The organism is Deinococcus sp. JMULE3, assembly GCF_013337115.1.
Lineage (GTDB): Bacteria > Deinococcota > Deinococci > Deinococcales > Deinococcaceae > Deinococcus.
The window spans coordinates 137,415-156,905 of the sequence record NZ_SGWE01000004.1 but is presented as its reverse complement, the minus strand read 5'-3'; the positions used below and the strand labels follow the sequence as shown (position 1 = coordinate 156,905).

Annotated in this window: 16 protein-coding genes and 1 pseudogene; 10 read left to right on the top strand and 7 right to left on the bottom strand. The window is 69.0% G+C overall.

Annotated features, from left to right (window positions below):
• Positions 1–124: 124 nt before the first annotated feature.
• Positions 125–1,291, bottom strand: a complete 1,167-nt coding sequence (locus EXW95_RS03610) for an alginate biosynthesis protein AlgP (protein WP_174366305.1) — start codon at positions 1,289–1,291, stop codon at positions 125–127.
• A 219-nt stretch (positions 1,292–1,510) separates the two neighbouring features.
• On the opposite strand from EXW95_RS03610, the gene EXW95_RS03605 reads away from it, so the two are divergent.
• The 3 genes from EXW95_RS03605 (at position 1,511) to EXW95_RS21265 (ending at position 4,320) form a co-directional block, all read left to right on the top strand.
• Positions 1,511–3,142, top strand: a complete 1,632-nt coding sequence (locus EXW95_RS03605) for a DNA repair protein RecN (RefSeq protein ID WP_174366304.1) — start codon at positions 1,511–1,513, stop codon at positions 3,140–3,142.
• A gap of 93 nt (positions 3,143–3,235) precedes the next feature.
• The gene (locus EXW95_RS20485; RefSeq protein WP_254605487.1) at positions 3,236–3,922 is read left to right on the top strand and encodes a hypothetical protein; all 687 of its coding nucleotides are present in this window, start codon (positions 3,236–3,238) and stop codon (positions 3,920–3,922) included.
• Positions 3,919–4,320, top strand: coding sequence for a protease complex subunit PrcB family protein (locus EXW95_RS21265; RefSeq protein ID WP_371809891.1), 402 nt, complete (start codon positions 3,919–3,921; stop codon positions 4,318–4,320). Before EXW95_RS20485 ends, EXW95_RS21265 begins: the two co-directional genes overlap by 4 nt.
• Positions 4,321–4,384: 64 nt before the next feature.
• Here the strand turns inward: EXW95_RS21265 and EXW95_RS03595 are convergent, their stop codons facing one another.
• From EXW95_RS03595 to EXW95_RS03585, 3 genes are all read right to left on the bottom strand, one after another.
• Positions 4,385–6,190, bottom strand: coding sequence for an ATP-binding protein (locus EXW95_RS03595; RefSeq protein WP_174366303.1), 1,806 nt, complete (start codon positions 6,188–6,190; stop codon positions 4,385–4,387).
• Positions 6,187–7,233, bottom strand: a complete 1,047-nt coding sequence (locus tag EXW95_RS03590) for a DNA double-strand break repair nuclease NurA (protein WP_174366302.1) — start codon at positions 7,231–7,233, stop codon at positions 6,187–6,189. The genes EXW95_RS03595 and EXW95_RS03590 overlap by 4 nt, the downstream gene beginning before the upstream one ends.
• Before the next feature lie 94 nt (positions 7,234–7,327).
• Positions 7,328–7,954, bottom strand: a complete 627-nt coding sequence (locus tag EXW95_RS03585; protein WP_174366301.1) for a Crp/Fnr family transcriptional regulator — start codon at positions 7,952–7,954, stop codon at positions 7,328–7,330.
• 389 nt (positions 7,955–8,343) lie between these two features.
• On the opposite strand from EXW95_RS03585, the gene EXW95_RS03580 reads away from it, so the two are divergent.
• Both EXW95_RS03580 and EXW95_RS03575 read left to right on the top strand, forming a co-directional pair.
• A complete protein-coding gene (locus tag EXW95_RS03580) occupies positions 8,344–9,255 on the top strand; it encodes a histone deacetylase (RefSeq protein ID WP_174366300.1) in 912 nt (303 codons plus the stop codon).
• A 70-nt stretch (positions 9,256–9,325) separates the two neighbouring features.
• Positions 9,326–10,552, top strand: coding sequence for an MFS transporter (locus EXW95_RS03575; protein WP_254605486.1), 1,227 nt, complete (start codon positions 9,326–9,328; stop codon positions 10,550–10,552).
• 55 nt (positions 10,553–10,607) lie between these two features.
• Here EXW95_RS03575 and EXW95_RS03570 read toward each other — a convergent pair whose 3' ends face one another.
• A complete protein-coding gene (locus tag EXW95_RS03570) occupies positions 10,608–11,390 on the bottom strand; it encodes an amino acid ABC transporter ATP-binding protein (protein ID WP_174366298.1) in 783 nt (260 codons plus the stop codon).
• Between the two features lie 148 nt (positions 11,391–11,538).
• On the opposite strand from EXW95_RS03570, the gene EXW95_RS03565 reads away from it, so the two are divergent.
• Together EXW95_RS03565 and EXW95_RS03560 are read left to right on the top strand one after the other, a co-directional pair.
• On the top strand, positions 11,539–12,507 hold the full coding sequence (locus EXW95_RS03565; protein ID WP_174366297.1) for a TAXI family TRAP transporter solute-binding subunit: 969 nt from the start codon (positions 11,539–11,541) through the stop codon (positions 12,505–12,507).
• Between the two features lie 210 nt (positions 12,508–12,717).
• The gene (locus EXW95_RS03560; protein ID WP_174366296.1) at positions 12,718–14,880 is read left to right on the top strand and encodes a TRAP transporter permease; all 2,163 of its coding nucleotides are present in this window, start codon (positions 12,718–12,720) and stop codon (positions 14,878–14,880) included.
• Positions 14,881–14,958: 78 nt separating this feature from the next.
• On the opposite strand, the pseudogene EXW95_RS21260 reads toward EXW95_RS03560, so the two are convergent.
• Positions 14,959–15,306, bottom strand: a pseudogene (locus EXW95_RS21260) (hypothetical protein); the annotation flags it as partial.
• 212 nt (positions 15,307–15,518) lie between these two features.
• Here EXW95_RS21260 and EXW95_RS03550 point away from each other — a divergent pair.
• From EXW95_RS03550 to EXW95_RS03540, 3 genes are all read left to right on the top strand, one after another.
• Positions 15,519–16,190 (top strand): class I SAM-dependent methyltransferase, encoded by a 672-nt coding sequence (locus tag EXW95_RS03550; protein ID WP_371809890.1) that lies wholly within the window; start codon positions 15,519–15,521, stop codon positions 16,188–16,190.
• Positions 16,191–16,276: 86 nt separating this feature from the next.
• Complete coding sequence (locus tag EXW95_RS03545; RefSeq protein WP_174366294.1) at positions 16,277–16,546, top strand: transposase; 270 nt, start codon at positions 16,277–16,279, stop codon at positions 16,544–16,546.
• Positions 16,543–17,421, top strand: a complete 879-nt coding sequence (locus EXW95_RS03540; RefSeq protein ID WP_174366293.1) for an IS3 family transposase — start codon at positions 16,543–16,545, stop codon at positions 17,419–17,421. Before EXW95_RS03545 ends, EXW95_RS03540 begins: the two co-directional genes overlap by 4 nt.
• Positions 17,422–17,614: 193 nt before the next feature.
• On the opposite strand, the gene typA is transcribed toward EXW95_RS03540, so the two are convergent.
• Complete coding sequence (gene typA / locus EXW95_RS03535) at positions 17,615–19,396, bottom strand: translational GTPase TypA (protein ID WP_174366292.1); 1,782 nt, start codon at positions 19,394–19,396, stop codon at positions 17,615–17,617.
• Between the last annotated feature and the right edge of the window lie 95 nt (positions 19,397–19,491).

Sequence of the window (19,491 nt, the reverse complement as noted above, 5' to 3'; positions counted from 1 at the left end):
CACGCCCCTGACTATTGTTCAACAGCCGAACAGAATAGCCGGACACCCCGACCACCCAGGCACCCTGCAGCCACGAAAAAGTGCCCTCCCATCACGGGAAGGCACCTCGTTTCTCCGGTAAAACTCAGTTCGTCTGCTTGGTCTGACCGTCGGGTTTCGCCGCGCCGTCCTGCGCTGCCGTCTTCGCCGCCGCCGGAGCGTCCGGAGCCACCGCGCCCGCGGCCGCCGCACCGGTCGTCGCCGCCTGCGTGGTCTTCGCCGCGCCGGGCGCCGGCGTCGCCTGCGGCTCCTCGATGCGGTCCAGCCACATCGACCCGATCAGGTTCCGGGCGTTCCGGCCCGCGTCGTGCAGGCCCTGCGCGGCCTCGGGGCTGACCTTCTCCACGGCGCTCAGGATCGCCTGACGCGCGGCGGGCACGCGGGCCAGCACCACGGCGCCCGTCCCCAGCAGCACCAGGGTCGCCACGGCGCTGCCGCCCCCGCTGCTGCGGTCATCCTTGCGGGCGCGGCGCACCTGCTTCTCGATGACCTTCAATTCACGGCCCAGTTGCTTCTCCAGCGGGGCCAACTTGCGACTCACCGCGCGTTCCAGCTGTCCGCTGCTCAGCTTGCGCTTCCCGCTACGCAGGTCACGCTCGGCGTCTCGGCGTGCCTGACGCAGGGTGCGTTCCACGCGGCGACGACGGGCCTCGGCTCCGTCCACGGCCTCGTGCAGGGTGCTGCTGACCGTGTCCTGGACGTTCGCCAGGAGTTCCGTCGCCGCCCCCGACGCGTCCGACAGCGTCAGGGCCGCCGCGCGCCGCGCCGGACGGGTCGCCTTCGCCGCGTTCTTCAGGCCGCGCTGCGCCTGCACCTGCACGGTCTGACCGGCATCCGCCGCCACTCGACCCGCCTCGTGACCCAGCGTGCGCGCCTGCTCGCTGCCCGCCGCCGCCGCGCGGGCCGCCGCCTCCTGCGCCTGCCCGGCCAGTTCACTCGCCGCGTGCAGCACGCTCTCCAGCAGGGCGCTCGCGCGGGGCGCGGCCTCGTCCTTCAGGGTGCTGGCGGTGCTGGACAGTGTGTGCGCGCCGCTGCGCGCCGTGTCCTGCGCCAGCTGCGCCGCCTGACTGGCCGCCGACAGCAGCGCGGGCCGCACGTTGTCGCTCAGGGTGTGCTGCGTGCCGCTCCAGGCGGTGCGGGTGCCGTCCACCAGGGCGCGGCGCGTGTCGCGGTTCGTCATCAGGCCCGCCAGGGCCCCCAGCAGCACCAGGCTGCGCTTGCTGACGCCGCCGGTCGATTCCGTGTTGTTCATGGTGACTCCTTATCGCCCGCCGCGCCCGTGCAGCGTGCAGGGCTGCGCGACCGGGTCATGCGGCCCATTCTCTGACCCGCTCCCGAGCCCAGTGTGGGCGGAACGTAACGCCTCATTCATGTTCCGCGCCCGCGTGCCCCACCCGCACGCCCTCCCCACAGGCCCGAACGTCACCCACTGATCCTTCCCGCTGCGGGGGGGCGCGCTACACTCGGGGGCGTGACCCGCAAGGCCCCGCGACCCGACGCTTCACCCGCCCTGCCGCCCCTGCACACCCTGGAAGTCCGGAATCTGGCGACCATCCGCACCCTGAACCTGCACTTCAGCGGCGGCCTGAGCGTCTTCACCGGCGAGACCGGCGCGGGCAAGAGCATCATCGTGGACGCCCTGGGCCTGCTGCTGGGCAGCCGCAGCAACACCGACCTGATCCGCAGCGGCGAGGACGACCTGCTCGTCACCGGCCACTGGGGCGACGAGATCGCCAGCCGCCGCGTGACCACGCAGGGCCGCAGCACTGCCCGCCTGGACGGCGAGGTCGTCAGCCTGCGCGAACTGCAGGAGTGGGCGCAGCGCCGCCTGACCATCCACTGGCAGCACTCGGCGGTCAGCCTCCTGACGCCCGCGAACCAGCGCGCCCTGCTCGACCGTCAGGTGGACGCGCCGCACGCCGCGTACGCCGCCGCGTACCGCGAGTGGCAGGAGGCCCGCGCGCGGCTGGAGCGCCTGCGCGCCACCGAACGCGAACGCGCCCGGCAGCTCGACCTGCTGCAGTTCCAGGCGCGCGAGATCGCCGAGGTCAGTCCCCAGCTGGGCGAGGAAGAGCCCCTCCAGGCCGACCTGACCCGGCTGGCGAACCTCGACACCATCGCGCAGAGCGCCGCCGGGGCGCTGCACCTCCTGAGCGACGCGGACGAGAACGCCCTGGGCTTCCTGAACGAGGCCGCCCGCGCCCTGAACGCCGGGGCGCGCTTCGACGACACCACCGCCCAGCTGCAGAGCGAACTGCGCGAGGCCCTCGCCAGCATCCAGGCGGTCGTGGGGGAACTGCGTGGCGTCGCCGAGGATCAGGCCCCCGACCCGGAGGAACTCGCGCGGGTGGAATCCCGCCTGGGCGCGCTGGGGAAACTCCGCGCGAAGTACGGCCCGACCCTGGAGGACGTCCTGAACTTCCACGCGCAGGTCGAGACCGAACTGGCCGACCTGACCCGCGACGAACAGGACGCAGGCACCCTGGACACCGAGGTGGACGCCCTGCGCGCCCGCGTGCAGGAGGCAGGGGAGAGGCTGGACGCCGCCCGCCGCGAGAGCGCCGCGCCCCTGGCGGGCGACCTGCTGGCCGTCATCCGGCAGCTGGGGATGCCGCACGCCCGACTGGCCTTCCACCTGGGCGCCCTGAACGAACCCGGCCCGCACGGCCTGAGCGACGTGACCCTGCACTTCAACGCCAACCCCGGCGAGGACCTCGCCCCGCTGGCCGACGTCGCCTCCGGCGGAGAACTCAGCCGCGTGATGCTCGCCATCAGCACCGTCCTGGGTGCCGACACGCCCGCCGTGGTCTTCGACGAGGTGGACGCCGGGATCGGCGGGAGCGCCGCGCACGCCGTCGCCGACCAGCTGCGCGCCCTGGCCGCCACGCGGCAGGTGCTGGTCGTCACGCACCTCGCGCAGATCGCCGCGCGCGCCGACCACCACTACAAGGTCGAGAAGAGCGTCGAGGAAGGCCGCACCGTCAGCCGCGTGCGCCTCCTGACGCCCGACGAACGCCTGGAGGAGATCGCGCGGATGCTCAGCGGCAACACCAGCGAAGCCGCCCTGAGCCACGCCCGCGAACTCCTCGCCGGAACCGCCTGACCGGAGATGCCGTCTGGCCGCGCCGCCAAGCGTCAGGGTTTCTGAAAGGCGGTGTTCAGTCCACGGTCAGACTGCGCTCATAAGCTGGGACGCATGAAACGAACCCTGCTCGCCGCCGCCCTCCTCGGCGCTGGACTGCTCAGCGCATGCTCCATGACCGGCCCCGGCAACCTGAAAGTCCATGAGGCCGTCCTGTACGGCGGCGCGCAGGAACGCGTCGTCTGGGTGTACGGGACCCTGCAGGGCAGCGGAAGCAGCGTGAAACTCGGCAGTCAGACCGCCGACCTGCGCGCCCAGGTGCAGGACCCCATCGCAACGCCCGGCAGCCTCAGCGTGAACGGCAAGGCCACCTACCGCGAGGCCACCACCCCCATCGCCGCGCAGGTCACCGTCACCCGTCAGGGCAGCGCGTTCAACGTCACGCCCGCCAGCGGCGCGCAGATCAGCGCCGTGTACTACACCGACGGGCAGAGCTGGACCCGCCTGAACGGCACCAGCGGCACGGTCGGCGGCACCCGCGTGGACGGCCTGCAGGGCGCCGGGCAGCTCACGGACGACGAGGCCCGCGTCCTGAGCGACACCCTGCGCCCCCAGGGTCCGCTGGCCGTCGCGGTCCTCGCCAACCAGCCCGCCCCGGCCCTGGCGGTGGAGCCCGCACCCACCGAGCACCTGCGCAGCGACCTGTACATCCTGAGCAGCGTGCCCACCGCGCAGATCCAGCCTCCCCGCCCCACGCCCGTCACCCCTGCGCCTGTCACCCCACCCCCGGAGGCAACGTGACCCTCAGCCAGATCGCCACCGGCACCAACGCCAACACCAGCCAGCCCGGCGTGCAGGTCGCCACGACCGCCAGCGCCGCCAGCAGCCTGTACGCCCGCGCGTACGGCCGCCAGAGCAGCGTCCCCACCCCGCCCAGCGTGACGGGCCGCACCCTGATCGGCGTGTTCCTCGGTCAGCGCCCCACCGGCGGCTACGGCATTCAGGTCCTCAGCGCGACCGGCAGCGGCGGGCAGCTGACCCTGCGCGTCCGCCTGACCGCCCCCGCGCCCGGCGCGATCCTCGCGCAGGTCATCACCAGCCCCTGGGCGATCGTCAGCGTGCCCGGCGCGTACAGCAGCGTCACCGTCATCGACGAGAACGGCCAGCCGCTGCCCGGCACGACCGGCAACGACCGCTGACCGACACGGACACCGGGGGGAGAGGTCACCGCGCCTCTCCCCCGGTGTCCGTGCAGGCGGCCCCTCAGCGCAGCCAGTCGTCCCCGACGTCCTCGACCTTCTTGCCGCGCAGGTCGTCCACCTCGTCCTTGCGGGTCGCCCACGCGGGGAACGGGTAGTTCACGAGCACCGGGTTGGGCACGTCCGGCTGGCTGACGAGCATGGTGCCCGGCTGGAGGATGCCCGCCCGCGCCCGGAAACTCTGCGGCAGGAAGCGGTACTCGGGCCGTTCGGCCTCCGCGAGGTCCAGGCGGCCCACCACGCGGATGGCGGCGTTCGACACGATGCGCCGCTCGACCTCGCTGGCGGTCTGCTGCGCGCCGATCAGGATGATGCCCAGGCTGCGGCCGCGTTCGGCGATGTCCAGCAGCACGTCCTTGATCGGGCTGTCCCCGTCGCGCGGCGCGTACTTGTTCAGCTCGTCCAGCACGACGAACACCGTGTCCTGCCGCCCCACGCGTTCCTTGTGCTCGAACAGGTCGCGCAGCAGCACGCCCACCACGAACATCTGCGCGGTGGCCGACAGCGTGTGGATGTCCACCACGGTCGTCTGCACACCGGGCTTCAGGGGGTCCGGGCGGTACTGCGCGGCCTGCGCGGCACTCAGGTCCCCGCGCACCAGCGGCGTCAGGTGCTTCTGCACGCCCCGCAGCCGCCGGATGAACGCCTGCAGCGTGGCGGGGGACTGCTTGCCCACCCACTTGCGGTCGCCCTCGCCGTCGTTCGCGTCGAGCAGTTTGTACTCCAGGTACGCGACCAGCTGCGGGAAGGTGCTGATCCGCACGCCGCCCAGTTCGTCGAAGCGGACGTCCTCGTCGATCAGCTGCTCGGTGTCCGGCTGCCAGTCCTCCACGGTCAGGTATGGCGTGTCCGCCCCCTGCGCGAGGCGGTACAGGCGGTCCTCGATACTGCCGATGACGAAGCCCAGGTTCACGCTGGCGTCCCGGTCCACGAACACGTACGGCAGCATGCGCCGCAGGCAGAACTCCCGCAGCGAGTACAGGAACGGCGTCACGCCACTGGCGCGCTGCTCGACGTGCGGTACGATCGCGCCCGCCGCGCTGCCGGGCCGGGGCGGCGCGAGGAACTGCACGTCCCGGAACGCTTCCGCCGGGAGATTCATCAGGTCGTAGCGGGTGCGTGGCAGGCCCTTCTGCGCCTGCGCGTCCGCCTCGCGCGTCGTCACGTCCCTGTTCGCCTGATCGAGAAACAGGAGGTCCTCGCCCTTCACGTTGAAGATCAGCGCCCGCCCCGCCGACGCGGACGCGCCCATCACGCCACTGCGGAAGATCGAGTGCAGCAGGAACAGCGCGTAACTGGTCTTCGTCGCCACGCCCGAGATCCCGCTGATGTTGATGTGCCCGCCGTTCTCGCCGTTCACGAAGCGGTAGTTCAGCGGCAGCACCTGCCCGTCTGCCAGCAGCCCACCGGGGAAGGCGCGGTCGCCCATCTTGTCCGCGCTGAGCGCCATGCGCAGGTCCGCGTCCCGCGCGTGCCGCACCACGTCCCCCGGCTGCGGCGGAATGAAATTCTCCGGGTGGACCCGCGTGACCAGCACCCGCGCCGCGTAACTGACACTCGCGGGCAGCAGGCCCGCCGCGACGTCCTGCACGTCACTGTCGAACGTCACCCCCTCGTGCCGGGTGCGGACGTGATCCACGATCCCGTAGAAACGCACCTCCGCCCCGTCGGGCTTGCGGGTGCCCACGACCACCAGATCGTCCAGCTGGATGCTCGCGCCGGGCTGCACCGCGAACCAGAAACTCACGGGGGTCACGTCCTGCGTGCCCAGCACCATGCCCACCACTGCGCCCCTCGCAACGGCTGTCATGCCACGGCCCCCTGCCCGAACGTCGCCGCGATGTGCGCCCGGATGCGCCGCGTGACCAGATCCGCGCTGCCCATCGAGCGGTTCATCGCCTGCTCCAGCGCCGCCGTCGGAATCAGGTTCTGCGGCGCGCGCGGGTCCTTGTGCGCGCGGCTGCCCAGCCGCGTCAGCAGCGTGCCCGACAGGTTCGCCACCTGACGCACCGAGCGGGGCAGGAAGTCCGGTTCCGGCGGGGCGTACATCTCCAGGCGCATGACACCGCTCATGGGGTGCTGGTAGAACGCCGCCTCGCACAGCCGCACGTACCACGTGAACCGCGTGCTGCGGCCCGTCTCGGACTTCATGTGCAGGATCGGGGTGCGTTCGCCCGGTTTCAGGCTGGACAGCAGGCCCACGCGGTCGGTGCTGAGGTACTGCGTCTGCATGGTCTTCACGTACCCGACGACAGCGCCGCCCAGGTTGGCCCCGCCGCGCCGCAGCGTCCCGTCCTGCAGGGTCAGGGCCGTCAGGGGTTCCTCGTCGTCGGTTTCGTCCGCCGGGACGGCCGAGGCGTAGGCGTGGGACAGCTCCTGTTCGGCGTCCAGCATCAGGCTCTGCAGGCGGTGCAGTGGGGCCAGCGGGTCGGCACTCTCGGTGGGGACCGGGACGTACAGCAGTTGCCCGGTGTGCGGATCGCGGGGGGACAGTTCGGTGGGATTGACCCGCAGGCCCGGCGCGTGCGCCAGCACCCGCTGTGCGCGGACGTCCAGCAGTTCCGCCTGCCGCGTTCCGTGCGGGCAGAGGTTCACGGCGCCCACCACGTACGCACCGAAGCCGCCCATCCCGGCGCCGCCCTCATCGTCTTCGAGGAACACGCGGGATTCCATCCGGCGTTTGCCGTCCACGACCAGCACCTGCGTCAGGCGGTCCGGGATGGGACGGGCGGGAATGGCCGCCCAGCGGGGCGTTTCAATGTCGATCAGTTCTCCGCCGAAGGGCTGGAGGCTCAGCTGGCCGCCTTCTATGTCCACGGGCCAGGGGTCGAGGCGGATACGCATGCGGGCCATTCTACGTGCCGGACAGAAAAAGTGTGCAGTGAGGTGCGCGGCGCACGAAAACGCCGCCCCGGTGAAGGGACGGCGTGCAGGGGGCAGGTCTGGTTCAGCCGTGGTAGCCGCTGAGCAGGCGCAGGCCCGCCTCGTCGGTCAGGGTCAGGCAGCGGTAGGCGGGGTTCAGCAGGCCGTCGTCGCGCATCTCGCCGATGAGTTTGCTGACGCTCTCGCGGGTGGCGCCGGTGCCCTCGGCGATCAGTTCGTGCGTGGCGCGCACGAAGCGCGTGCCGTCCGGGTGCTGGCCGCCCAGGCTGCTGTCCGCGAGGTTCAGCAGGTAGCGGGCGATGCGTTCGCGCAGGTCGCCGTCCTGGATGTGGACGCCGTCGGTCATCATGCGTTGCAGCTGCTGGCTGAGGCTGCGGGTCAGGTCCCACAGTTCGCCCTGCGACAGGTGCTGCGGGTGGATGGGGGTCAGGACGGCGTCGGTCAGCGCGACGACCTGGTGACCGCGGGTGGTGCCGTGCAGGCATTCCTCGCCGAAGATGTCGCCGGGGCGGATGTGGCGCACGGTCAGGTTGCGGCCCTGCGGGGTGAGGCGCACAGCGCGCATCAGGCCGCTTTCCAGGCGGTAGAGGCTGGGGGCGGCGTCCCCGGCGTAGTACAGGGTCTGGCCGCGGCGGACGGTGCGGTTGGGGTCGGTGTAGGGGTGGGTGGTGGTGGGGGAGATGTAGGTCATGACCGGGTACTCCTGGGGGGTGCATCCGCCTGTGGCGCTGGTGCCGCAGCGGGGTGGGGCGTGCGTGTGGGGGCCGCCTGTCCTTCGATTGATCAAGAGTGTACAAACCTTGTACAACCCCGAATCGTGCGCGGCCTACAGTGTGAACACTCCGTCAAACAGGGCCGCGGCGCGTGTGGAAGATCACATGCGGAGTCCGGTTGTTCCGCCCGCAGATCGGGACGCCACCGATCTGCCAGCACGACGCCCGGAACCCGTCGTTCTCCCGCTCGCCTCGCTCGGATAGAGCGGCCTCTGCCTCCCATTCAATCGAAGTCCGTCTCACCCGCACCTGATGTTCGTGACCTCGCACGCGCAGGCGACCCGCCGGACACGCCAGACTGCCGGGCGTGACCGACCCCGACCACACCGGGCCGTACCGCGCCTGGACCCCCGCCGCCTACACCTTCCCCCTCCCGGACGGGCACCGCTTCCCGGCGTACAAGTACGCGGGCGTCCGCGACCGCCTGAGCGGCCTGCTGCCCGTGCTGGACACCCCGAACCTCAGCTGGGCGGACGCCGCGCGCGCCCACGACCCCCTGTGGCTGCGCCGCTGGCGCAGAGGCGAGATCGACCGGCACGAGGAACGCGCCTTCGGCCTGCCCTGGAGCGCCGAGGTGGTGGAACGCGCCCGCCGCGCCGCCGGGGGTTCCCTGGCCGCACTGCACGACGCGCTGCGGGTCGGGTGGGGCATCAATCTGGCGGGCGGCACGCACCACGCCTTTCGGGACCGCGCCGAGGGCTTCTGCCTCGTGAACGACGCCGCGATCCTGACCCGCGTGGCCCTGGGTGACGGACTGGCTCGCCGCGTGGCGATCCTCGACCTGGACGTGCACCAGGGCAACGGCACGGCCGCCCTGCTGGAACACGAGGCGCAGGCGTTTACCCTCAGCATTCACGGCGAGCGGAACTATCCCTTTCGCAAGGAACGCAGCAGCCTCGACCTCGGGCTGGGGGACGGCGTGACCGATCAGGAGTACCTGCGGGTGCTGCGCGAGCAGGCACTCCCAGCACTGGACGCCTTCCGGCCCGACCTTCTGCTGTACCTCGCGGGCGTGGACGTCCTGGCCGGGGACCGCTTCGGACGCTTCGCCCTGACCCTGGACGGCGTGCGCGAACGCAACCGCGCCGTGCTGTCCTGGGCACGCGGCGCGGGCATTCCCGTGGTCACCATGATGGCCGGCGGGTACAACCGTGACCACGCCCTGACCGTCGAGGCGCATGCCAGCGTGGTCCTCGACGGTCTGGACGTGCTGCCCTGAACGCTCCCCGCCCCCCGGCGTGTCCCGGCTTGCCGATCGACTGAATCGTTCAAGGTGAATAATGCCCCCCATGACGACCCGCGCGCCGTGGAACCGCAACGAACGCCTGGGCATCCTCAACGGCTGGGCCATCTTCCTCGGGGACGGCTTCATGAGCGTCGCCGTCGTCCTGACCGGCTTTGCCGCCCGCCTCGGCGCGCCCAACTGGGTGATCGGCCTGCTGCCCGCCATCGCCGGGGGCGGCTGGATGCTCCCGCAGCTGCTCGTCGCGGCCCGCGTGCGGCCCCTGACCCATAAACTGCCGGTGTACCGCTCTGCCGCCGTCGTCCGGACCGGCGCGTACATCCTGATGGTGCTGGCCGCCGCGCTGCTCGCCGACCGGCCCGCGCTGTGCCTCACGCTGTTCATCCTCGCCATGACCGTCAACGCCCTGGCGTCCGGCGTCAGCGGCCTGCCCTTCCTGGAGGTCGTCAGCAAGACCGTTCCCAGCGAGCGCCGCGCCCGGTTCTTCGGCACCCGCAACCTGTACGGCGGCCTGCTCGCCTTCGGCGCGGGGCTGCTGGTGCGGGCCATCCTGGGCAGCGACCTGCCCTTCCCCCTGAACTACGCGCTGATCCTCGCGCTGGGCACCGTCGCGTTCACGTTCGGGTACTGGGTGTTCGGGCTGGTGCAGGAACCCGCCGACACGCCCCAGGAGGCCCAGGGCACCCGCGCCGAGATCCGCGCGATTCCCGAGACCCTGCGCGACCCGCACTTCCGGGCGTTCCTGACCGTGCGCCTGCTGCTGGCCGCCGCCAGCATGAGCGACCCCTTCCTGGCCGTGTACGCCCTGCGCGAACTGAACTACCCCGCCGCCACGCTGGGGACGTTCGTCATGGCCCTGACCGGGGCCGCCCCGCTGAGCAACATCGTCTGGCAGCGCGTCGCCGAACGCAAGGGCTCAAGGCGCATCATCCGCTACGCCACCGTGTTCTACGGACTGGCGCCCCTGTGGGCCCTGACCGTCGGGCTGCTGCACCTGCCCGCCTGGACGTACCTCATCGCGTTCATCCTGACGAGCACCGCCGCGCAGGGCTTCAACCTGGGCCACACCAACCACCTGCTGAACATCGCGCCCGAACACGCCCGCAGTCGCTACATCGGCACGCTGAACACCCTAGTCGGCGCGGCGCTGTTCACCCCGGTCCTCGGCGGGCTGCTCGCCGACCAGGCCGGGTACGGCCCGGTATTCGTCCTCAGCGGCGTGCTGTGCGCCGTCGCCTGGGTGTGGTGTGGGCAGCTCCGCCGCGACGCCTGAACAGCAGAAGGGCGCCCACCAGCGTTCACCGGGGGCACCCTCCAGGGTCGGCTGATCAGTGGCCGAGGATCTTGCTGAGGAACGCCCTGGCGCGCTCGTGCTGCGGGTTCTGGTAGAAGGCTTCCGGGGTGGTGTCCTCGACGATGTTGCCCTGATCGAAGAACAGGATGCGGTCGGCGACCTCGCGCGCGAAGCCCATCTCGTGCGTGACGACCAGCATGGTCATGCCGGTGCGGGCCAGTTCCTTCATGACGTCCAGCACCTCCTTGATCATCTCGGGGTCCAGGGCGCTGGTGGGCTCGTCGAACAGCATCACCTTGGGTTCCATCGCCAGGGCGCGAGCGATCGCGACGCGCTGCTGTTGCCCGCCCGACAGCTGCGCCGGGTACTTGTGCGCCTGCTCCTCGATGCCCACGCGGCGCAGCAGCTCCAGGCCGCGCCTGTCCGCGTCGGCCTTGCTGGCCTTGCGCACGCGTGTGGGCGCCAGCGTGATGTTCTCCAGCACGGTCAGGTGCGGGAAGAGGTTGAACGACTGGAACACCATGCCGACCTCGCGCCGGATGGCGTCCAGGTTGCCCTTGCCGTCCAGCGGAATGCTGTCCACGGTGATCTGCCCGCCATCGTGCGGGTCCAGGGCGTTGATGGTGCGGATGAAGGTGCTCTTGCCGCTGCCCGACGGGCCGATCACGACCACGACCTCGCCGGGCTGGACGCGCAGGTTCACGCCGCGCAGCGCGTGGAAGCTGCCGAAATGCTTGTGCACGTCGCGCACGTCGATGATCGGGGGGGCGTCCCGGCGGATCTGGCTGCCCGTGGCGGTGGGAGAGGACTGCGTCATGCCCAGCATGGTACCGCCACGCCGGAATGCGGTGCGCTTGACCCGGTTCACCTTTCAATTGAGTCAAAAGGTGCCGTGCTACGATCCGCCTACTCTTCACACCCCGGGCAGAGACTTCTCATCTGCCCGACCATCCCAAGGAGGAATCATGAAGAAGACCACGAAACAACTCGGTGCCCTGCTCGTCCTCGGCACCGCCGCCATCGCCCTCGCCCAGGGCACCACCTTCCTGACCATCGGGTCGGGCAGCACCACCGGCGTGTACTTCCCCGTCGCCACCGGCATGGCCAAGATGGTCAACGACGCCGGGGCTGGCGTGCGCGCCAACGCCCGCTCCACCGGCGGCAGCGTCTTCAACGTGAACGCCATCGCCACCGGCGAACTCGACGCGGCCATCGCGCAGAACGACGTCGTGTACTACGCCTACAAGGGCACCGGCCTGCAGGCGTTCCAGGGCAAGGCGAACGCCAAGCTGCGCACCATGGCCGTCCTGTACCCCGAAGTGCTGCACGTCGTGGCCCGCAAGGACAGCGGCATCCGCTCGATCGCCGACCTCAAGGGCAAGCGCGTCGTGATCGGCGACCTGGGCTCCGGCACCGAACTGACCGCCAAGCAGGTCCTCGAATCGTACGGGCTGGGCTTCGACGACCTGGGTCAGGCGCTGCGCGTGTCGCCCGCGCAGGGCATCACCCTGATGCAGGACAAGCGCGCCGACGCGCTGTTCTACACGGTCGGCGTGGGCGCCAGCGCCATCAGCCAGATCGCGCAGACCGTGGACGTCGCCATGGTCCCCGTGGGCGGCAACCAGGCCAGCAGCCTGATCAAGAAGTACCCCTTCTACGTCCGCTACAACATCCCCGCCAAGAGCTACAAGGGCGTGGGCGCCACCGTCCCCAGCGTCGCCGTGCAGGCCACCCTGGTCACCAGCACCGCCGTCAGCGACGACGCCGTGTACAAGGCCATGAAAGCCATGTTCGACGACGAGGCCGCACTGAAGGCCATCCACCCCAGCCTCGCCAGCAACTTCAGCTACGCCAAGGCCGTCAAGGGCATCCCCGCGCCGCTGCACGCCGGGGCCGTCAAGTTCTTCAGGGAAAAAGGCCTGAACGTCAAGTAACGGCCCGCACCTGGGGGCCAGCCGGGGACACGCTCGGGCTGGCCCCCAATCCCATTCACCCCATGACGCGGACCCCGTCTGTTCCGTCAGCCACCCGGAACCACGCCGGGTTGCCGACTCCACGCCCGGACTCCGCGCCGCTCCTACTCGCATCCGCTCGGATGGACCGGCTCTGACAAGCCGGTCCACCGGAGTCCGGAGAAGGAACCCATGAGCGACCCCACCCGCCCCATCAGCAGCGACCCCACACTCACCCCACCCGGCCAGGAGATGACCGACGGCGAACGCCGCGCCATCGAGATGGTCGAGGCCGCCGAGACCGGCGGACGCAAACTCGGCGGCTGGCAGCGCGGCCTCGTCACCCTGGTCGCCGTCGCCTGGTGCCTGTACCAGATGTACGCCGCGCAGGTCGGCAACATCGACACCCTCACCCTGCGCGCCACGCACCTGGGCTTCGCGTTCTTCCTCGCGTACCTGGTGTTCCCACACCGCAAGACGCCGGGCCAGCCGCAGACCCGCGTGCCCTGGTACGACTGGATCCTGGGCATCGGCGCGACCGGCACCGCCGCGTACCTCATCGCGCAGTACCCCAGCATCGCCAATCAGCAGGGCGGCCTGCTGACGAACACCGACGTGTGGGTCGGCAGCGGCATGATCATCCTGCTGCTGCTCGCCGCGTGGCGCACCATCGGCATCGCCATGCCCATCGTCGCGGGCGTGTTCATGCTGTACGCCCTGACCGGCCCCAAGGGCCTGATCCGCGGCGACCTGGGCCCACAGCTCCAGCTGCACGCCGGGCAGACCTGGCCGCAGGTCGTGGGTCAGCTGTTCGCCAACACGGAAGGCATCTTCGGAACTGCCATCGGCGTCTCGGCGCAGATCGTGTTCCTGTTCGTGCTGTTCGGCGCGATCTTCGACAAGCTCGGCGCGGGCGAATGGTTCATGCGCGTCGCGCAGGGCGTCCTGGGCGGCTTCCGGGGCGGCGCGGCCAAGGCCAGCATCCTGTCCAGCGCCCTGAACGGCGTGATCTCCGGCTCGGCCGTCAGCAACGTCGTCACCGGCGGGAACATCACCATCGGCACCATGATCCGCACCGGGTACAGCCGCGAGAAGGCCGGCGCCATCGAGGTCGCCAGTTCCAGCAACGGCCAGCTCATGCCGCCCGTCATGGGCGCCGCCGCGTTCATCATGGCGCAGAACCTGAACATCGAGTACCGCAGCCTGATCCTCGCCGCCGCCATTCCCGCGTTCCTGTGTTACGGCGCGCTGCTCGTCGTGGCACACATCGAGGCGCTCAAGCTCGGCCTGAAGGGCCTGCCCAAAAGCGAACTGCCCCCGGTGCGCCGCACGCTGCTGAGCGGCTGGTACTACATGCTGCCGCTGGGCTACCTGATCGGCACCCTGACCATCAACCCCGAGGCCACCCCGGAACGCGTCGCGCTGAACACCATCTTCGTCATGCTGATCATGATGTTCATCCAGGAGGCCGTGTTCGCGCAGCGTGACGGACGCGGCGCCGCGCAGGGCCTCCTCGACGGCGGGAAGAAGATCATCGAGGCGTTCGAGGGCGGCGCCCGGTCCATGATCGGCATCGCCATCGCCACCGCCGCCGCCGGGATCATCGTCGGCATCGTGACCATCACCGGGCTGGGTTTCGGCCTGGCGGACATCGTGCAGCTCGCCAGCGACGGCATCCGCAACGCCTTCGCGTTTGCCGGTCCGCAGGTCGCCACCTTCGCCGCCATCGTGGTGGTCCTGCTCATGGCGCAGCTCATCGCGCTGATCCTCGGCATGGGCCTCCCCACCACCGCGAACTACATCCTGATGAGCGCCCTGATCGTCCCCATCATCGCCAAGATCGCCGGACTGGACCCCACCAACCCCGCACAGATGCTCCCCGTACACATGTTCGTCTTCTACTTCGGGATCATGGCCGACAGCACCCCACCCGTCGCGCTCGCCGCGTTCGCCGCGGCCGCCATCAGCGGCGGGAACCCCGTCGCGACCGGCGTGCAGGCCTTCCAGTACGAACTGCGCACCGCGCTGCTGGCCTACATGATGTTCTTCAACCCGCAGCTGCTGCTCATCGCGAACGGCCGCCTGGGCGGCGTCACGTGGGCCGAGGCGATCCCCATGATCCTCTTCGCGTTCATCGGTCTCGTCGCGTTCAGCGCCGCCACGCTGCGCTTCCTGCACCGCCGCACCAACCCCCTGCAGGCCATCCTGCTGCTCGTCGCCTCGCTCATCCTGATCATCCCTACCGAGATCGTGTGGAACCTCGGCGCCCTTGCGCTGATCGCCGCCGTGTACTTCTGGCAGAAAGTCGGCAGCCGCGCCGAACCCCCGGCAGAACCACCCGCCGCTCTCGCCTGACCCACAGCAAGGCGCCCCCCGGTTCCAGCCGGGGGGCGCATCCATTTCACAGGGCGAAGAGGGAGGAATGAGACGGGATTAAATTGACTTGCTTGCACCGTGATCGCGTTCCATTGTCCCCTCTCCCCCTGTGGGACTCGGAGAGCTGCGCAGCAGAGAGGGAGGGAATCGCAGAGCTGCGCAGCTGAGGAGCGAAGCGACGGAAGGGTGAGGGGGCCACCGGGCGACTCCGAATGTTTTGGAATCACTTGAATCCCATCTGATGCGCGGGATGGGGGACTTCGCGGCGTTCTTGAAAGTGAGCTGCAGGAGGTAGATGGCGATGTCCGCGATCTCGTCCCGGATGGTCTGTGCCTGGGTGGGGTCCGTCATGATCTGCTCGGACCGTTGTGGTGTGAGCCACTGGAAAACCTCGAGGAGCTCGGCGGCCTCGACCGTGAGGGCGGCGCTGAGGTTTCTGGGCGTGTGAAACTGCGGCCACTGCCGCTCGGCGGCGCCTCACCGGCCCGGCGCCAGGTAGGTAGAATGCAGCTCGCATCCGGAGGCCTGCCATGTCCATTCCACCACCGTCCACTGCCGGTTGGGTCGTTCCCTTCTATGATTTTCAGGAGCACCTGATTGGTTGTTACTCCGCGTCAGTGCATGCGACGCAGACCGAGGCGGCCCGGCGCCTGCGCGAGCAGTACCCGCACGCGACCCGACTGCTGGAACTCGGCGCCGGGGGCGGTCAGTTCGCCGTGAGTGCCGCTGCTGAGGGGTTCACGGTTACGGCGCTGGAACTCCGTGAGGCGGGCACGCGCCATACGCTGCGGTTGGCGCGCGAGCACGGCGTGACCCTGCGTGCCATTACGGGAGACTTCTACGCGGCCGATCCGGGCGGTCCATTCGATCTGATCGTGTACTGGGACGGCTTCGGGGTCGGCAGCGACGACGACCAGCGCCGACTGCTGACCCGCACCGCCGGCTGGCTGGCACCCCAGGGGCACGCGCTGCTGGACATCTACACCCCGTGGTACTGGGCCGATCATGCCGGGTACACCCGACGCGCCGACACGTACACGCAGGTGTACGGGTATGACCGTGCAGGCTGCCGCATGACCGACACGTACGTGGACTCCGGCGGGCAGCGGCACACGCAGTCGCTCCGCTGCTACTCCCCCGACGACCTGCACCGACTGCTGGCGGGCACGGGGCTGCGCCTGGCGCGGGCCGAGCCGGGCGGGATGTTCGACACTGCGACCGGAACGTGGCACCCGCACTCGGACTGGGCGTCCTGCATGACCTTCCAGGCGGTCCTCGTTCCGGGGTAGTGGTCTGCCCCCCGAAAACTGGACGGGATGAAGTAGAGAGTCAGGCTTGCCCCCCCGCCAGCCGTAGGCTGGGAAGCGAGGCCCCCATGAAAAACCGGCAGTTCAGCGAAGATCAGATCATCAAACTGCTCCAGGACGCCAAAAAGGGCGAGAAGTCAGTCGAGGACCTGTGCCGTGACTTCGGCTGCAGTCCGGCGTCCTTTTACGCCTGGAAGAAGAAATACGGCGATACGGCGCCCGACGAAGCCAAACGGCTTCGTCGTCTGGAGAAGGAGAACGCCCGCCTCCTGAAAATTGTTGGGCAGCAGCGCCTGGAAATCGATGCCATGAAGGACGTGATCCAGAAAAAGCGGTGACGCCCGCCGAGAGACGGGCGGCAGCGAGGCAACTCGTCGCCGCCCAGGTCAAGCCCGAACGGGCTTGCCTCCTGGTGGGCATTCCCAGATCCACCTGGTACTACCGTCCGAAGCCGCGTCACGATGGGGATCTCCGGCAGCACATTCGCGAACTGGCCCTTGTGCATCCTCGACGCGGGTACCGGTTCATTCACGCGCTGCTCGTCCAGGAGGGACATCGCATCAACCGGAAGAAGGTCCGGCGCATCTGGCGGGAAGAGCACCTGACGGTCAATACCAGATGCCGGAAGAAGATCCGCACGGGAGCGGGTGTTCCCATGCAGGCTGCGTACCCCGACCACGTGTGGACGTATGACTTCCTCTTCGATCAGACCCTGGAGGGGACGACATTGAAGATCCTGACGCTGACTGATGAGTTCACCCGTCAGTCCCTGGCGTTGCGGGTGGCGGAGTCCTTCACGTCCATGGACGTGAAGGACGTCCTGCACGAGGTCATTGCCAAGCGTGGCGCGCCAGGATTCATCCGCAGCGACAACGGCCCGGAGTTCATCGCCCGCGACCTGGGGATCTGGCTGGCGGTTCAGGACGTTGGCACTCGGTTCATTCAGCCAGGGAAACCGTGGCAGAACGGCTTCGCTGAGAGTTTCCACTCTCGGTTGCGGGAGGAATGTCTGAATCTGGAGGTGTTCTACTCGGCGCGGCACGCCGGTGTCGTCCTGGACAGCTATCGCAACTTTTACAACGCCAGAAGACCGCATTCCTCGCTGGGCTACCGAACCCCTGACGATTTTGCTCAGCAGGCCAGGGGGCGGCCTGCCGCCCCCCTTTGCGGACAGGGCACCGCAAATGTGGACGTCAGACCGTCCCCTGGGTAAGCAGAAAGAGCCCATGTTGTACCCTGCTCTTGAGCCGAGTCTCTACTCGAAACTGTCCAAACTTTGGGGCCAGCCCAGTAGGACGGGGCGCTCCGGTGCGTGCCGTCGTGGTGAATGCGGCTGTGGAACCGGACGGAAGGGAACAGAAACCGCGCCCCCTCCGGTGAGGAAGGGGGCGCGGTGCGTTCCGTTGTTACTTGCGGAAGCTGGGGTTCAGGATCTTCTTGCGCAGGCGGATGCTCTGGGGGGTCAGTTCGACGAGTTCGTCCTCGCTGATGTACTCCAGGGCGTCTTCCAGGCTCATGCGCTTGGGGGGGATCAGGGTGAGGGCCTCGTCGGCGCCGCTGGAGCGGACGTTCGTGAGCTTCTTGTTCTTGCAGACGTTCACGTTCATGTCCTGCTCGCGGGCGTTCTCGCCGACGATCATGCCGACGTACACGTCCTGGCCGGCGTCGATGAAGAAGCTGCCGCGGTCCTGGAGTTTCCAGATGGAGTACGCGAACGCGACGCCGTCTTCCATGCTGACCAGCGAGCCGTTCTGGCGGGTCTTGAGTTCACCGGCCCACGGGGCGTACCCGTCGAAGATGTGGCTCATGATGCCTTCGCCCTGCGTCATGCTCAGGAACTGGGTGCGGAAGCCGAACAGGGCGCGGCTGGGGATCTTGAATTCCACGCGGGTGCGGGTGCCCTGGGGTTCCATGTTGACCATCTGGCCCTTGCGGGCGCCAAGGACGCCGATGACGGTGCTGGAGTGGTTCTCGGGCACGTCGATCACGAGGTGCTCGATGGGTTCGTGTTTCTCGCCGTCGATCTCGCGGATGATGACCTGGGGCGCGCCGACCTGCACTTCGTAGCCTTCGCGGCGCATGGTTTCCAGCAGGATCGAGAGGTGCAGCTCGCCGCGGCCGCTGACCTTGAACTCGTCGGGGCGGATTTCCTCGACTTTCAAGGACACGTTGGTCATCACTTCGCGCTTGAGGCGGTCGTTGATGTGGCGGCTGGTGACGTACTTGCCTTCCTTGCCCGCGAAGGGGCTGGTGTTCGGCTGGAAGATCATGCTCACGGTGGGTTCGTCCACGGTGATGATGGGCAGCGCCTCGGGGTCGGCGAGGTCGGCGACGGTCTCGCCGATCTGCGCGTCCTCGATGCCGGCCAGGGCGACGATGTCACCGGCGCCGACCTGGTCGATCTCGATGCGGCGCAGGCCCATGTGGGTGAAGGGCTGCACGACCCTCGTCTTGGTCATGGTGCCGTCTTTGTGCATCAGCTGGACGAATTCGCCCTTCTTGACGACGCCGCGGTTGACGCGGCCCAGCACGATGCGGCCCAGGTACTCGTTGTAGTCGAGGTTCGTGACGAGCATCTGGAAGGGGGCTTCCAGGTCGACCTTGGGCGCGGGGATGTGCTCGAGGACCATGTCGAACAGTTCGTGCATGTCCTCGGTGGGGGCGTTCAGGTCCTTGAACGCTTTGCCTTCGCGGGCGATGGCGTACAGGATCGGGAAGTCCAGCTGGTCGTCGTTCGCGCCGAGTTCGGCCATCAGGTCGAAGGTGAGGTTCACGACCTCTTCGGGGCGGGCGTCGTTGCGGTCGATCTTGTTGATGACCACGATGGGCTTGAGGCCCAGTTCGATGGCCTTGCGCAGCACGAAGCGGGTCTGGGGCATGGGGCCTTCGGCGGCGTCCACGAGCACCAGGCAGCCGTCGACCATGCCGAGGACGCGTTCGACTTCCCCGCCGAAGTCGGCGTGGCCGGGGGTGTCGACGATGTTGATCTTCACGCCGTTGTACTCGACGGCGGTGTTCTTCGCGAGGATGGTGATGCCACGTTCGCGTTCGAGGTCGTTGCTGTCCATGGCGCGTTCGGCGATTTCCTCACCGTGGCCGAGTTTCAGGGTCTGCTTGAGCAGGCCGTCGACGAGCGTGGTCTTGCCGTGGTCGACGTGGGCGATGATGGCGATATTGCGGTATTCCATGTAGTTCAGCTCCCTTGTTGTCGGAGCGGTTGGCCCTCTGCGCCACTGTGCGCGCCGGCGGCCTTCTGCTCTCGTAGGCATGAAAAAGCCCGCCG

What these genes read in the sequence shown, in the direction of transcription:
- EXW95_RS03610 (WP_174366305.1), bottom strand. Translation starts at nt 1,291, where the DNA reads ATGAACAACACGGAATCGACCGGCGGCGTCAGCAAGCGCAGCCTGGTG.
- EXW95_RS20485 (WP_254605487.1), top strand. Translation starts at nt 3,236, where the DNA reads ATGAAACGAACCCTGCTCGCCGCCGCCCTCCTCGGCGCTGGACTGCTC.
- EXW95_RS03595 (WP_174366303.1), bottom strand. Translation starts at nt 6,190, where the DNA reads ATGACAGCCGTTGCGAGGGGCGCAGTGGTGGGCATGGTGCTGGGCACG.
- EXW95_RS03590 (WP_174366302.1), bottom strand. Translation starts at nt 7,233, where the DNA reads ATGGCCCGCATGCGTATCCGCCTCGACCCCTGGCCCGTGGACATAGAA.
- EXW95_RS03585 (WP_174366301.1), bottom strand. Translation starts at nt 7,954, where the DNA reads ATGACCTACATCTCCCCCACCACCACCCACCCCTACACCGACCCCAAC.
- EXW95_RS03575 (WP_254605486.1), top strand. Translation starts at nt 9,326, where the DNA reads ATGACGACCCGCGCGCCGTGGAACCGCAACGAACGCCTGGGCATCCTC.
- EXW95_RS03570 (WP_174366298.1), bottom strand. Translation starts at nt 11,390, where the DNA reads ATGACGCAGTCCTCTCCCACCGCCACGGGCAGCCAGATCCGCCGGGAC.
- EXW95_RS03565 (WP_174366297.1), top strand. Translation starts at nt 11,539, where the DNA reads ATGAAGAAGACCACGAAACAACTCGGTGCCCTGCTCGTCCTCGGCACC.
- EXW95_RS03560 (WP_174366296.1), top strand. Translation starts at nt 12,718, where the DNA reads ATGAGCGACCCCACCCGCCCCATCAGCAGCGACCCCACACTCACCCCA.
- EXW95_RS03545 (WP_174366294.1), top strand. Translation starts at nt 16,277, where the DNA reads ATGAAAAACCGGCAGTTCAGCGAAGATCAGATCATCAAACTGCTCCAG.
- typA (WP_174366292.1), bottom strand. Translation starts at nt 19,396, where the DNA reads ATGGAATACCGCAATATCGCCATCATCGCCCACGTCGACCACGGCAAG.